The organism is Aminobacter sp. SR38 (genome assembly GCF_014843375.1).
Classification (GTDB): Bacteria; Pseudomonadota; Alphaproteobacteria; order Rhizobiales; family Rhizobiaceae; genus Aminobacter; species Aminobacter ciceronei.
In genome coordinates this window covers 5,500,227-5,514,870 of record NZ_CP062112.1, presented here as the reverse complement: position 1 = coordinate 5,514,870, position 14,644 = coordinate 5,500,227, and the positions used below count along the sequence as shown (strand labels likewise).

The 14,644-nt window shown below is 59.5% G+C and carries 13 protein-coding genes; 4 read left to right on the top strand and 9 right to left on the bottom strand.

Annotated elements, in window-relative coordinates:
* Window positions 1-10 precede the first annotated feature (10 nt).
* The 4 genes from IG197_RS27025 to IG197_RS27010 all read left to right on the top strand — a co-directional run bounded on the left by IG197_RS27025 (window position 11) and on the right by IG197_RS27010 (window position 4,426).
* A complete protein-coding gene (locus IG197_RS27025) occupies window positions 11-361 on the top strand; it encodes a diacylglycerol kinase (RefSeq protein WP_067961469.1) in 351 nt (116 codons plus the stop codon).
* Window positions 362-519: 158 nt separating this feature from the next.
* The gene (locus IG197_RS27020; RefSeq protein WP_192315992.1) at window positions 520-2,913 is read left to right on the top strand and encodes a phosphoketolase; all 2,394 of its coding nucleotides are present in this window, start codon (window positions 520-522) and stop codon (window positions 2,911-2,913) included.
* 15 nt (window positions 2,914-2,928) lie between these two features.
* Window positions 2,929-4,086 (top strand): acetate/propionate family kinase, encoded by a 1,158-nt coding sequence (locus IG197_RS27015; RefSeq protein ID WP_192315990.1) that lies wholly within the window; start codon window positions 2,929-2,931, stop codon window positions 4,084-4,086.
* Between the two features lie 130 nt (window positions 4,087-4,216).
* A complete protein-coding gene (locus tag IG197_RS27010; RefSeq protein ID WP_192315988.1) occupies window positions 4,217-4,426 on the top strand; it encodes a hypothetical protein in 210 nt (69 codons plus the stop codon).
* A gap of 152 nt (window positions 4,427-4,578) precedes the next feature.
* Here IG197_RS27010 and IG197_RS27005 read toward each other — a convergent pair whose 3' ends face one another.
* The 9 genes from IG197_RS27005 to IG197_RS26965 all read right to left on the bottom strand — a co-directional run bounded on the left by IG197_RS27005 (window position 4,579) and on the right by IG197_RS26965 (window position 14,314).
* Window positions 4,579-5,190 carry a DedA family protein gene (locus IG197_RS27005; RefSeq protein ID WP_192315986.1) on the bottom strand — a complete coding sequence of 204 codons (612 nt, stop codon included), beginning with the start codon at window positions 5,188-5,190 and terminating at the stop codon, window positions 4,579-4,581.
* 4 nt (window positions 5,191-5,194) lie between these two features.
* The gene (locus IG197_RS27000) at window positions 5,195-5,575 is read right to left on the bottom strand and encodes a hypothetical protein (RefSeq protein ID WP_154384016.1); all 381 of its coding nucleotides are present in this window, start codon (window positions 5,573-5,575) and stop codon (window positions 5,195-5,197) included.
* 74 nt (window positions 5,576-5,649) lie between these two features.
* A complete protein-coding gene (locus tag IG197_RS26995) occupies window positions 5,650-8,844 on the bottom strand; it encodes an efflux RND transporter permease subunit (RefSeq protein WP_192315984.1) in 3,195 nt (1,064 codons plus the stop codon).
* Window positions 8,841-9,803 (bottom strand): efflux RND transporter periplasmic adaptor subunit, encoded by a 963-nt coding sequence (locus IG197_RS26990; RefSeq protein WP_192315982.1) that lies wholly within the window; start codon window positions 9,801-9,803, stop codon window positions 8,841-8,843. The genes IG197_RS26995 and IG197_RS26990 overlap by 4 nt, the downstream gene beginning before the upstream one ends.
* Before the next feature lie 11 nt (window positions 9,804-9,814).
* Complete coding sequence (locus IG197_RS26985; RefSeq protein ID WP_067961455.1) at window positions 9,815-10,015, bottom strand: DUF2892 domain-containing protein; 201 nt, start codon at window positions 10,013-10,015, stop codon at window positions 9,815-9,817.
* Between the two features lie 96 nt (window positions 10,016-10,111).
* A complete protein-coding gene (locus IG197_RS26980) occupies window positions 10,112-11,419 on the bottom strand; it encodes an NAD(P)/FAD-dependent oxidoreductase (protein ID WP_192315980.1) in 1,308 nt (435 codons plus the stop codon).
* 304 nt (window positions 11,420-11,723) lie between these two features.
* Window positions 11,724-12,995, bottom strand: a complete 1,272-nt coding sequence (locus tag IG197_RS26975; protein WP_192315978.1) for a HAMP domain-containing sensor histidine kinase — start codon at window positions 12,993-12,995, stop codon at window positions 11,724-11,726.
* Window positions 12,996-13,012: 17 nt separating this feature from the next.
* Window positions 13,013-13,714: a response regulator gene (locus IG197_RS26970; RefSeq protein WP_067961451.1), complete on the bottom strand. Its 702-nt coding sequence runs from the start codon at window positions 13,712-13,714 to the stop codon at window positions 13,013-13,015.
* Window positions 13,715-13,753: 39 nt separating this feature from the next.
* Window positions 13,754-14,314, bottom strand: a complete 561-nt coding sequence (locus IG197_RS26965) for a Spy/CpxP family protein refolding chaperone (protein ID WP_182573975.1) — start codon at window positions 14,312-14,314, stop codon at window positions 13,754-13,756.
* Window positions 14,315-14,644 lie beyond the last annotated feature (330 nt).

Here is a 14,644-nt window from a genome sequence, read left to right as displayed (position 1 = left end):
GGACACGACAATGAAGAACAAGGCATTTCTCCATCGTTTTGGTTTTGCCATTCAGGGACTGCAAGACGGCTGGCGACGTGAGCGCAGTTTCCGCACTCAAGCGCTGATTGGCCTGATCGTTGTCCTAGGCGCTGCCCTGCTCGGCATTTCTGGTATCTGGCTGGCCGTCATTGGGCTGGCGATTGCCGTTGTGCTGGCCGCGGAACTGTTCAACTCGGCTCTTGAGGCCCTCGTCGATCATCTGCATCCGGAAGTACATCCGGAGATTCGCGTTGTTAAGGACATGGCGGCTGCCGGCGTGTTGCTCGTCTGCCTTGGCGCGCTGACGGTCGGTTTGCTGTTCTTGGCGGCACACAGCTAAGCCATCCAGGCGTGGCCAATAGCAGGCGGTCACACAGTCTCCCCTCGACAATCGGAAGAGTGCACTCCAACTCGACATACAATTGACATGGCTCAACGCATGCTGAGTCACATTGACTACGCTCCCGAAGACATTTCCATCTTGGGAAGGAACGCGGAATGCAGAGCGCCAAGAAGTCACTCGCCGAAATCGACGACGCATTCGTCGATTCCGAAGAACTCCATCTGCTTCATCGGTATTGGCAGGCGGCGAACTATCTGTCGGTTGGGCAGATTTATCTGCTGGACAACCCTCTGCTGCGGGAACCGCTGAAGCCCGAGCACATCAAGCCACGCCTGCTTGGCCACTGGGGCACCACACCCGGACTCAACTTCATCTACGCACATCTGAACCGCCTCATCAGGAACCGCGACCTCGACATGATCTATGTCTGCGGGCCAGGCCATGGCGGACCGGGAATGGTGGCCAATACATATCTCGAGGGCAGCTATTCCGAGATTTACCCCGAGATCGGCCGCGACACCGACGGCATGCGCGCGCTCTTCCGGCAGTTTTCCTTCCCCGGCGGCATCCCCAGCCACGCTGCGCCTGAAACTCCCGGCTCCATCCACGAAGGCGGAGAACTGGGCTATGCACTGGTTCACGCGTATGGGGCTGCCTTCGACAATCGCGATCTCGTCGTAGCCTGCGTGATAGGCGACGGCGAAGCTGAGACTGGCACGCTTGCAGCCTCATGGCACTCGAACAAGTTCTTGAGCCCTGTCCATGACGGCGCCGTCCTGCCGATCCTGCACCTCAATGGCTACAAGATCGCCAATCCGACGGTGCTTGCCCGCATCGACAAGTCCGAGCTGCATGACCTTCTGACAGGTTACGGGCACGAACCCATCTTCGTCGAGGGTGAAGACCCTGTCGAAATGCATGGCAAGATGGCCATGGCGCTCGACACTGCATGTGATCGCATCGAGGCGATCCAGACGGCAGCAAGGCGGGAGGGTCGCGCCGAACGCCCCCGCTGGCCGATGATCGTATTGCGCAGTCCCAAGGGCTGGACTGGTCCCAAAGAGATAGACGGCAAGAAGACCGAAGGGTTCTGGCGGTCTCATCAGGTCCCGATCACTGATCCACGCCAAAACGAGGAGCATCTTCACATCCTGGAACAATGGATGCGGAGCTATGACCCTGACAATCTATTCGACGATCAGGGAAGGCTGCGCGCGGAGCTGGCGGCATTGGCTCCTAAGGGGATCAGAAGGATGGGAGCCAACCCTCACGCCAACGGCGGTGGCCTCAAGCGCGACCTTGTCATGCCCGACTTCAGGTCGTTTGCGATCGATGTGCCATCACCCGGTTCCGTCAACGGGGAGGCGACGCGGACAATGGGACGGATGCTCAAGGAAATCGTCGAGCTGAACGCCGAGGCTCGGAACTTCCGCATCATGGGACCCGACGAGACTGCTTCCAATCGGCTTGATCCAGTGTTCGCATCCACCGACCGGGTGTGGATGGCCGACATCGAGCCTTATGACGAGCACCTTGCCCGCGATGGGCGTGTCATGGAGGTTTTGAGCGAAAATCTCTGCCAGGGCTGGCTGGAAGGCTATCTACTGACGGGGCGGCATGGACTGTTCTCTTGCTACGAAGCCTTCATTCACATTGTTGACTCGATGTTCAACCAGCATGCCAAATGGCTAAAGGTTTCACGAGAATTGCCTTGGCGGCAACCGATCGCTTCGCTCAACTATCTTCTGACCTCGCACGTCTGGCGGCAGGATCACAACGGCTTCAGCCATCAGGATCCGGGCTTCGTCGACCTCGTGGCCAACAAGAAGTCAGACATAGTCCGCATCTATTTGCCTCCCGATGCCAACACCCTGCTTTGGGTGACTGACCATTGCCTGCGCACTTTTAACCGGATCAATGTGATCGTGGCTGGAAAGCAGCCCCAGCAACAATGGCTGAACATGGCCGACGCGATCGCCCACTGCCAAGCTGGAGCAGGCATCTGGCATTGGGCCGGCTCCGAAGACGACAGCGGCCCCGATGTTGTGATGGCCTGCGCCGGCGATGTACCCACGCTGGAGACACTTGCCGCAGTGGGCCTGCTGCGAGAAGCCCTGCCAGACCTGAAGATTCGTGTCGTCAACGTCGTGGATCTCATGACGTTACAGTCGATCAGTCAGCATCCCCACGGCCTCACAGATACAGCTTTTGACGCATTGTTCACTGCGGACCGACCGGTCGTCTTCGCCTATCACGGCTACCCTTATCTGATCCATCGGTTGACCTATCGCCGCAACAACCACGAGAACATCCACGTTCGCGGCTTCCAGGAAGAAGGTACCACCACTACGCCTTTCGACATGACCGTGCTCAACAAGATGGACCGCTATCATCTCGCCATCGAGGCGATCGACCGCGTGCGCAACCTTGGGCCCAAGGCTGCAGAAGCGCGAGCCTATTTCGAGAACTGTCTCTCACAACACTGGCAGTACGTCAGAGATCATGGAGAAGACATGCCCGAGGTGCGCAACTGGTCATGGCGGAGCTGAGAAAGGAAGAACCACATGGCTCTCCTGGCACTGAACGCAGGATCTTCCAGCTTGAAATTCGGGCTGTTCACGCAGTCGCCTGCTGGCCCGGACCAGTTGTTACGCGGCGTGTTCGATGGCATTGGCGGATCTCCCCGTTTTTCGGCAAAGCACTCGTCGGGCCAAGTTCTCGTCGACGGCCGACCTGTTGCCGCGAGATCAACGGCATCGTTGCTGGAGGGACTTATCGAGTTTCTCCAACCGTTCTTAGACGGCCGGCCGCTGGAGTTGGTCGGCCACCGCATAGTTCATGGCGGAAGCCGCTTTGTGACACCAATTCGCCTGTCGACGGACGTTATCGCCGCGCTTGACGAACTCACCCCCATCGCCCCGTTGCACCAGCCCGCGAGCCTCGCCCCCGTCAGGGCGTTGGCTGATCTACAGCCGGGCCTCGTGCAGATTGGCTGTTTCGACACGGCTTTTCATTCCTCGATGCGGCCGCCCGCCACCCGATATGCGCTTCCCCGTCAGTTAGAAAGCGATGGCGTGCGTCGCTACGGCTTTCACGGCTTGTCCTATGAATATGTTTCCCACCATCTGGGCGAGATCTCACCTCGGCTTTTGCAGAAGAGGACTATTGTTGCCCATCTGGGCAGCGGCTGCAGTCTTTGCGCCATGGTCGACGGGAAGAGCCAGGACACGACCATGGGTTTCACCGCACTGGATGGGGTGATGATGGCCACACGCTGTGGTTCGATTGATCCCGGCATCCTGCTCTATCTGCAAAAAGCGCAAGGGCTGGGGGTCACCGAGGTCGAGGACCTGCTGTATCGTCGATCGGGCCTACTCGGCGTGTCGGGCATATCGGGCGACATGCGCGCCCTGCTTTCCAGCAGCGATCCACGGGCGACCGAGGCCATCGACTTGTTCGTGTTCAGCATTTCACGGGCCATTGCGGCTCTTGCCAGTTCGATCGAAGGCATCGAGCATCTGGTTTTCACTGGAGGGGTCGGCGAACACGCAACAGAAATACGGCAGGCGATTTGCCGGCGACTCCAGTGGTTGGGGGTCAAACTCGATCCATCGCGCGACGGCGACGTGATCAGCCATCCCGACAGCAAGGTGGAGGTTCGTGTGATAGCCACGAACGAGGAACTGTCCATTGCCAGACAGATGTCCAAGTTTCAGTCCTGACAAGTCGGCACCCGGCGCGACCCAACTGATCCCACGCTGTTGACCCAAGTCAAAGCGTTGCCGTTGATGCGTTTCTAGGATTGAAGCGAACCGCTGCTGCGGCTCCGGGACATTCGGGCGGGGACAGCCAATGAAGTATCGCGAAGTGCAGGAACGCCTGCGTGCGGTGGGCGTAGCAATCAGCAAGCGAGGCGGCGTCATCCGGGTCAATTATTTCGGTGGCTTCGAAGGAAGCGCGAAATACACAACTGACCTGCAAGAGGCGCTGGCCCTCGGACTTGCGATGGCCAGGCCGGAACATCTGCCCAAGATTTGGCTGTCAGTTCGACCAAACAACTAGTCCCGCAGCCGAGCGTTCCAGACCGTCTCGCTCGATGCCTCACGATCGTTCGGTTGTCAGGGCTCGGCGCAACCGACGAATGACAGCAGACCGTTTGGGGGCCACCGGTAATCCGACAGGCTCCGGCCGGCGAGGATAACCTCGCCAAGAGCCTAATGCGACTGCAACGAAGCCGAGCCAATCCGCCTTTGATATAGAATCTTCAGGCCAAGCAAACCGGCAACTACCGCAAACACAAGGAACCACGTCAAATCGCCGAGGATGTCGGCAACAGCCAGAATGCTGCGACTGAAAAGTATTCCCAACCCAACAAATTGGAACACCCAGACAGCTTCGCCGAAGACACCCCAGACGGTAAAGCGTGACCAAGGATAGGCCATCATACCGGCAACAATGTTGACTCCCGGACCGAGCGGGCTAAGCAGCCACCTGGTAAGGAAGACACTGATTGCACCCCATCGGACAGTTGCTGTCCGCGCATGGCTAAGGGTGTCGGCCATATGCAGCCTCTCGGCTAGCCTTTCGGCCAGCCCCTCGCTTCCCAGGCGGCCAATCAGGTAGCCCACCTGATCACCCAACACAGCGCCGGCAATCCCCCACGCGAAGATGGAGACCAAATCCAACTGGTCGCGCGCCACCAGCGAACCGGCCACGAGCAGGGCGAGCGACGAAGGAAGCGGTACGCCGAGGCTACCGAGAGCAAGGATGGCGAACAACGCAAAGGCACCATAGTCCGCGAGAAAAGCCATCGCCGCATCGCTCATGGGCCTAGCTGCCGCTCATTCTATCGGACAGACCGCCGTTCGATTGCTGCCGGCTCCTGCCTATGCTCGCCTCGATGGTGGATTTGAGCGCCTCAAACGAAACGCCCTTGGCCGATGCTATGTCGCCAAGGGTCCGCCTGTCCGAAACACCTGTCGGAAGATCAAGCGCACTGAACAGCGCTTTCGGCTCCAGATTGTAGGAGTGGGCCACATAGCCCACTGTCATCCATGGTTCGATCGGCTCGTCGCGGTGCGATGACCAATAGACCGCATGGACGGTCAGGCGAATCGCGAAGAACCCACTGGCAACAAGTGCGGTGACGAACGCAGCCAGCAGGATCAGATTTGCCAGGCGGCCCGGTATCTTGTTCGAGCGGATGCGCATTACCCTCCCCGACCTTGCATGTCTGTTGGAGTTCTTTCAGCGGGACTTGCCAGGGTCATTTGTTCATTTCTCATCTACGTCCTCAGCACCCTGTAGATCGCCGGGATGACGAGCACCGTGAGCAATGTCGACGAAGCAAGACCGAACAGCAGAGAGATGGCGAGCCCTTGGAAGATCGGATCCGACAGAATTACCGCCGCGCCAATCATGGCTGCGAGCGCGGTGAGTAGGATCGGTTTGAAACGAATTGAACCAGCTTCAATCAGTATCTCGGTCAGAGGCAGTTCGCCGGTGTTGGCATGACGGATAAAATCGACAAGCAAGATTGAGTTACGCACGATGATGCCGGCGAGCGCGATGAACCCGATCATAGAGGGCGCCGAGAACGGCGCGGAAAGCAGCCAATGGCCACCCAGTATGCCGATGAAGGTCAGCGGTATCGGTGTCAGGATCACAAGCGGCAGCTTGAAGGAGCCGAACTGCGCAACGACCAAAATGTATATGGCAAGCAGCGCGACCACAAATGCTGCGCCCATGTCGCGGAAGGTCACCCAGGTAACCTCCCATTCGCCATCCCAAAGGAGCGTCGAGGAACCCTCATCCTGCGGTTGGCCATGCAGCGAGATGACGGGCTTCGGAAGCCCCGTCCAGTCCTGCACATCGATGGCCTCCCGCACCGCAAGCATGCCGTAAAGGGGGGCTTCGAAAGTTCCAGCGAGTTCAGCCGTTACCATTTCGGCAGCGCGGCCATTGTGCCTGAATACCGGAAACGACGCACGTTCTTCTGCAACCCGCACAACGTCGCCGAGTTCGACAACGCCGCGATCACCAGGCAGTACGTTGGCTGGAAGCGGCGTCGCCAAGAACTGCTCGTCGACAACCCTATCGCCCTTCGGCCGTTCGATGCGGATGGGGATTGGTTGCCGGCCGCCTCCGCGATGGGAATAGCCGACCGTCGTGCCGCCGTTGAGGATCGCGATCGTGTCGAAGACGTCGCTCTCTTCGACATGGAAGAACTCTGCGTCGTCGGTTGAAATCCGCATACGCAGGCGACGCGCGGGCTGCCCATAGGAATTGTCGATGTCGACGATGAATGGAACCGACCGAAAGGCCATCTCGACCTTCTCCGCGACTTTTCGCCGGGTCTCGCCATCGGGTCCGTAGACTTCTGCCAGAAGCGTTGCCATGACGGGTGGCCCAGGCGGCGGTTCGACGACCTTTAGGCTGGTGCCCGACGGCATGGACACGGCCTTGATGCGCTCTCGAATCTCGAGCGCGATCTGATGGCTGGAGCGGATGCGCTCCGCTTTGGGCAGAAGGTTTATGGCGACATCGCCCTGTTGCGGCTCCGTCCGATAGAAGGAATGGCGAACCAGGCCGTTGAAATTGAAAGGTGCCGCAGCCCCGGCATGCGTCTGGACCGACATCACCTCCTCCAGGGCCAGAACTATGCGCGCGACCTCCTGCGCAACCCCGTCGGTTGCTTCGACGGAGGAGCCCTCGGGCAGGTCGATCGTGACCGATAGCTCTGACTTATTGTCGAAGGGAAGCAGCTTGACGGTCACATCCCTGGTGTAGAACAACGCAAGGGAACCGAGGGTAAGAATGCCGACTGCAAGCAGAAACGACCAGCTTGCGATTTTCGACGACAGGATCGGACGCGCCACGGCGGCATAGGTGCGGCCAAGCAGCCCGCCATGCCCCTGGTGGTGACTGATCGGGGTTGCCCTACCGGCGATCCTGAGCATCAACCAAGGTGTTACCGTGACAGCGACGAAGAACGAAAAGATCATCGCTGCCGACGCATTTGCAGGAATCGGGCTCATATAGGGTCCCATCATCCCCGACACGAAAAGCATCGGCAGAAGCGCAGCGACGACGGTAAGTGTCGCGACGATGGTCGGATTGCCGACCTCCGCAACCGCCTCAATTGCAGCATCCTTGCGTTCGCGGCCGTCGCCCATGCCCCAGTGGCGCGCGATGTTTTCGATGACGACGATTGCGTCGTCGACGAGAATGCCGATCGAGAAGATGAGGGCAAAAAGCGATATGCGGTTGAGCGTATAGCCCATCCACCACGAAGCGAAGAGGGTAAGCAGGATCGTTACGGGAATAACGACAGCGACGACTACGGCTTCACGCCACCCGATGGCCAGCCAGACAAGAAGGATGATCGAGACCGTGGCGAGCCCGAGATGATAAAGCAGCTCGTTCGCCTTTTCGTTGGCGGTCTCGCCATAATTGCGTGTGACTTCGACCGACACCTCGCCCGAAATGAGACTTCCTTTGAGCATTTCGACCCGGTGCAGGATCGATTCCGCAACTGTCACCGCATTCGAACCCGCACGTTTGGCAATGGCCAACGTGACCGAAGGAACGCGCGAAACTCCATTTTTCGATCGTAGGACCGTCGATACCAGAATTTCCCCCGTGTCGGTTGCGAAGGCAACGTCGGCCACGTCACGGACATAGACTGGACGGTTATCACGCGTCGTCACCAACAGATTGCCGATCTGGTTTGGTGAACTCAGCGTCTCGCCGGCAATGACGGCGATCTGCTCACCATCATCCCTGGCCCCTCCAGCAGGAATGGCCTTGTTGGCTCCGGAAACCTTCGCGGCAAGCTGCTGCAGCGTGACGCCGTAGAGGGCGAGCTTTTCGGGACGCGGCGCCACCCGTATGATCTCTGCCGTTTCGCCGACGAGATAAGTCAGGCCGACATCGTCGATCTTGGCAATCTCGGTGCGCAATTCGCGTGCGATGCGCGTCAAATCGTTCGCTGTTATGCGATCGGCCATGAGTGGGTTGGACGAAAGCGTCAGCGTGACGATCGCAACATCGTCAATGCCGCGGCCGACGATGCGCGGTTCGGGGACGCCGAACGGAATGCGGTCCAAGTTCGCGCGGACCTTGTCATGGACACGCAACACCGCGGCGTCGGATGAAGTTCCGACGATGAAGCGTGCGGTTACCATCACTTGATCGTCGTCAGTTTGCGAATAGACGTGCTCCACGCCATCTATTCCTTTGACGATCATTTCCAACGGTTCGGTGATCAGCTTGACGGCATCATCGGCCTTCAGGCCGTCAGCGCGCACAAGGATATCAACCATCGGAACCGAAATCTGCGGCTCTTCCTCACGTGGCAATGTCAACAGAGCTATGAGTCCGAACGCGAAGGCAGCGACCAGCAACAGCGGCGTCAGTGGCGAGGCGATGAAAGCTCGCGTCAAGCCCCCCGCAATACCAAAACTAGTCGGGAGCTTCATGGCGTGACCACGACATCGCCGACGGCGAGTCCAGTCAGGACCTCGACATAGTCCCCGTCAGAACGTGCGATCCGCTCGCCCAGCACAAGCGCCCGATCAATCTCGACGCCACCAACCATGACACGGACAAAATCGATGCCCGACCGGGCTTCAACGGATGCGACCGGTACGAGCAGCGCTGAGCGCTCGCCAACCGGAACCTCGACGAGCACACGGGCGCCGATAAAAGCCGTTTCCAGCTTTTCGACCTCGACGTCGGCGAGAACGCGGCCATTCTCGATCTGCGGGTAAATTTTTGCGAGACGGCCGGTCGAGTCCGCGCCGTTCGCACTAATACGGATCGAGGCCCCCTCTTTCAGCAGCGGAGCATGGCGTTCAGGCATCGCCAGGCGCAGGAAAACGCCGCCACCGCCTATCGTGGCCACCACTTCGCCGGCCATGATGACGGCGCCCCGCGTCACCGGCACGGTGAGCACGCGGCCAGCGCCGGGCGCGAATACTTCTCCCTCAGCGCCTTGCTGAACGATGACCGATCGTTGCGCCTCGCTCGCAGCCAGTTGGTTTTGTGTAACATCCGCATCGGTCCGAAGCTGGTCGAGACGCTGCGCGGTCATCACGCCCCTATCGACCAGGGTCTGGCCGCGGGCCAACTCGGATCTTGCCGTGACAAGTTGCGCCTCAAGCGCGCGAATTTGCGCGTCGATCGCGGCGATCTGAAAAGCGATCTTGTCATCGCGAACGGTAGCGATCTTCTGCCCGGCCTTGATATTATCGCCCTCGCTCACATTGAGCTCGACGATTACCCCACCAATGCGGGCACGCGCAGGAATCGTGTCGCGTGCCTCGACCCGGCCATAGACCGCCTTCCACTCGATCACCGGGGTGGGAGCGAGCGTCACGGTTCCAGCCAATGCCGGGCCACACGCGAGCAGCCCGGCGAACAGTGGCAAGGATCGCATTTCGGCAAACCTTAAAAGGCGCGGCCCGGCTTGACGCCGAGCATCTTGAAGACGGCCGCTGCCGGGCAGAATCCAGTGAACGCGGATTGCACCAGATTCAGGCCAACAAAGACCGTGAGCCAAACGAACAAGGGCGAAACCCAAATCGTCAGCACCACCGAAAGCAGCACCATGATGCCGGCAAATGCGAGAACGGAACGGTCAAGCGTCATTGGTAACCTCCATCTGTCTGGAAAAGGCCTGCATAACTCTTGGATACGGAGCCGGAACGTGCCGCCGCATGTCCTGCTCGGCAAAGCATCGAGCACTTAGACATGCGGCGTAGCCGCGCCGTCATCGATCTTGATTTCCTTCAGCTTGTCGACGCCCATCACCTGCAAGGCGAGACGCTCGTAAAACGGCTCGGCCTTGCCTGTCCGGACCTTGTGCAGGAAATACCTCTCGAAGCCGACCTTCGCTGTGTGAACCCATTTGCCGGAGGACGACCAATTGACATTGCGCGGCGGGATTTGCGGCTGGGCGACGAAAGCAACGCCGGAATCGCCCAGGTCGGCCAAGCAAACCGCGTTCCATGTTGCTTGAGCATCCGGCTCGGCGCCCGTAACCAAGCGGCCAATGTTCCGGGCTGCAGCAGTCACCATGGATTCGATCATGAAGCCCGTTTTTGGAACGCCGGTCGGGACCGGCGTCTTTCCGAGAGGCGCGATGGCGACGCACACGCCGATTGCGAAAATATCCGGGTAGGAGGTGCTGCGCTGATGTTCGTCGACGACAATGAAGCCGCGAGCATTGGTTAGGCCTTCGATGCCAAATACGGCCGCAACACCGCGAAACGCCGGAAGCATCATTGAAAAGACTTGCGGAAGTTCGTACGCCTTCTTCAAGGACCCGTCGTCGGCGATTTCCGAGACGAACATCTTACCCGGCTCGACGCGGTCAACCTTGGCATTGCAGATCCACTTGATGTGATGCTGACGCAACTCGCTTTCGAGAAGTCCCTTGGTGTCGCCGACACCGTCCAGGCCAAGGTGACCAATATACGGCTCCGAGGTGACGAAAGTCATCGGCACCCGATCGCGAACCTTGGCCTTGCGCAGCGCCTTTTCGAGGATGAATGCAAATTCGTAGGCAGGACCGAAGCACGAAGCGCCCTGCACAGCGCCGATGACCACTGGGCCTGGATTGTCGACCAACGCATCGAACGCCTTCTTTGTCTTGAGGGCATGGTCGATGTGACAGATGGACTGCGAGTTGTGGTCAGGTCCGAGCCCGTCGATCTCATCGAAAGCCAGTTCGGGACCCGTAGCAATCACCAGATAGTCGTAGGCAACAGAAGATCCGTCGTTGAGTTCGATGCGACGCTCTGCCGGTTTCAGCCGCTTGGCGCCTTGTGGATGCAGCGCGATGTCGTGGCGTGCAAACACCGGCGCAAGGTCGACTTCGATCGATTCCCTATCGCGCCAACCGACCGCAACCCAAGGGTTGGAAGGCACGAACGAATAGCGGTCTCCATTGGAAACAACCGAAACCTTGTGTTCTTTCCCAAGACCTTTGCGAAGCCCATAGGCCATGATCGTGCCGCCAAGCCCGGCACCGAGAACGACAACATGCGCCATGCATTCCTCCCGCTGTGATGCCCTCGCGCACGCTACAAACCGTTGTTTCAGCGCCGCCGAACGCTTGTGATATACGGCCTCCTCACCAGTTCGGCCTTGATCTTTGTCAAGCGACCAACTGATACCGCCACAAGTGCCCCTGCCAGCAGTGAACGCCGTCTTGCCAGTCGACGCATCCTGGGAAACGCAATGAGTGAGCGTGTCTTACGGACACGGGACCGCACCTGTTTCGACGCACACAAGCGCAGCAAAGACATCCCGGTTGATGGGCTAAGCACTGGAAGTTCGGGGCTGACGGGACAGATCAACCGCTCGTCGGCGCTGGTCTTGCGACTGGCTGCGCCACACTCGACGCAGGGAATTCCACGATGAAACAGGCCCCACCCTCCGGCACCCTTTCATAGCGTACGGACCCTCGGTGGTGAGTAGCGATCTGGCGGACCAAGGATAGTCCAAGCCCCCAACCGCCCTTGCTCTCGCTTCGTCCCGTCGGACGGTAGAACGGTTCGAAGACCCGTGTGCCCTCGCCGTCTGCAATGCCCTCGCCATGGTCTTTGACGCACAGGCGCACGATTGCCCCATCGGTCTCGACCTCGGCGATCACCGGCGGAGCCCCATGGCACAACGCATTCTGCATCAAATTGCGAACCAGGCGCCTCAACAACCGCACATCGCCCGAGATCATGGCGGTCGAGCCGGTGACCGCAACGTCGTTGCGCGCACCTTCTTCGGCTGCAAGTGCAAGCATGTCGACGGCTTCCACATGGTCCAGTTTTTGGACATGGTCGAGCCGGCTGGCCAACAGGATTTCCTCGACCAGGCTGTCGAGTTCCGAGAGGCTTTGCACGATCTCTCGCTTCGTTGCCTGATCGGCCGAACGCTCGTAGAGATCTATGGCCATGCGAAGCCTTGCCAACGGCGAACGCAGTTCATGGCTGGCATTGGCGAGCAGGGATCGGTGCGCGTCGACCAGACGTTCGATGCGATCGGCCGCAATGTTGAAACTCCGCGCGACTACTGCGACTTCATCGCTGCCACTCGCCGCAACCCGGGTTCCAAGCTCGCCTGCCCCCCAAATTTCCACGCCGCGGCGCAGACGCTCCAACCGCCGCGTCAGATGACGAACCACAGGATAGGCTGCAAGGCCGATGACACCGGCGATGACTGCCAGATAGCCAAGGGGATTTCGTCCACCCGGACCCAGGGGCATGCGGGCCTGTATGACCCGTCCATCCGCCAGTCGAATTGCAAACGGCCGTTTGCCATCGTGCGACTGACGCGAGCCGGGCGCGTCGAATTTGAACGGTTCTCCAGCACTGGCAATCAATTGGTCATGCGGGTTGTATAGCGCCAAGTCGGCTGCGAAGGCGTCCGCAAGCCGGTCAAGCGTGATCTTGAGCATAGCCGGATCGTCGGTCACTGGTAACATTGTGGCGATGAATTTGTCACGCCGGCCGCCCCATCCCCGGTCCAGCTCGTCCAGCCCCAGCCGGACAAAGAACGCACTCGTGAATGCGACTACGGCCAAGCTGGCCAGCAGCGTGAGGTAGACCTTGAGGAAGAGGCTGTTGCGCACCACAGTTTCGCCCCGACTTATTTCTGATCGTCCTGAAAGCGAGCGAAAACATAGCCGGCGCCGCGCACGGTTACGATGCGACGCGGGTGTTTGGGACTATCCTCGATTGCCGCCCTGATCCGAGAAATATGCACATCGATCGACCGATCGAACGCTTCGAGTTCCTCGCCTTTGACAAGGTCCATCAGTTGCTCGCGCGACAGCACACGTCCGGCATTCTCCGCCAATGCAACGAGAAGGTCGAATTGATAGCTGGTCATCGGACAATCGCGGCCATCGATACGGACTGAACGAGAACCGGGATCTATCTCGAGCCGCCCGGACCGAAGGATGCGTGATGCGGTCAGATCGCCGCCACGGCGCCGCCGCAGTATAGCCTTGAGACGCGCCAGCAGTTCGCGCGGATTAAACGGCTTTGGCAAGTAGTCGTCTGCGCCCAACTCCAGCCCGATAATCCGGTCCGTCTCATCCCCTTTCGCCGTGAGCATAAGAATGGCCACGTCAGATACGGCGCGCATGCGGCGGCAGGCCTCGAAGCCGTCCAGGTCGGGCAGCATGACGTCGAGAATTACCGCGTCTGGCGAACGCCGTTGCACATCAGCGAGGCCGGCATGCCCGGTTGCCGCAGTGTGGACGATGTAGCCATTTCCCGAGAGATAGTCCGCGATCATGGCGGACAGGCGTGTGTCGTCATCGATGATCAGCACCTGTTCCGCCATGGCCGGGACTCTCCGGATTTCAACCTTGCAGTTGAAATCCTACCACCGGCCGTGGCCTCCGCGCGCGTTGAAACGCTCCAGAATCTTTGCCCTTTGTTCTGGCGTCAGGATTTCTGCCGCATCGACAAGAGTGGCCGTCATTTTCCGCGAGGCGGCATCGATCGCGGCAACGCGCTCACTGCGCAACTTTTCGATCGCAGATCGGTCGATAGTCGGCGCGCCCAGAATGTCGGCTGCGGCGTTGCGCGTGTCCCTGAAGTCGTCGAGCATCGGAGCGATCTCATCTCGGGCAGAACCGAAGAGCTCCTTCAGCTTCTTCGACTGTTCCGGTGTGGCATCGATATCTTCCATCATATGCTCCATCCGGCGCTCCGAGAAGCCACCGCGGCCCATAGAAGCATCCATCATCTGGTGTCCCTTGCCAAAATGCAGCATTCCGTGCCCATCTCCGAACTCGCCACTGTTGGCCACAGCAAGTCCAATGCCAGCGACTGCTGCGGCAGCAAGGCCGCCGATAACGATGCGCCGTCCCCAGCCACGCGACCCAGTTGCGGTGTTCGGAGCCGATGAGGCCTGCATATCCTGCTTGTCGTTGTCCATGATCGCTTCCTTGGTTAGGCGGCACTTGCAGCCGCGATAACGCCAGACTGGAGGACCAACGTTTCTCGAGTGACGGGGAAGTGTAAAGAAATGTGAAGGTGCCTCCCTGTCGTCTGGGGTTCCAACGACGCTCTTTGACCTGACTCATGGCGGGGAGCGACCTCTTCCTTAGCGATTGCCAAGTTTCTGACGACCGGGGAAAAAAATGCGCATGGGAAAGCTAGACGACAACGATCGGGCGCACGCCATGGGGAAATTGGGCTGCTCCACCGCTACTTGCAGGCAGCGAATTATCTTTCGGTCGGCAGAAATCCTTTGCCGCGCGAGCCG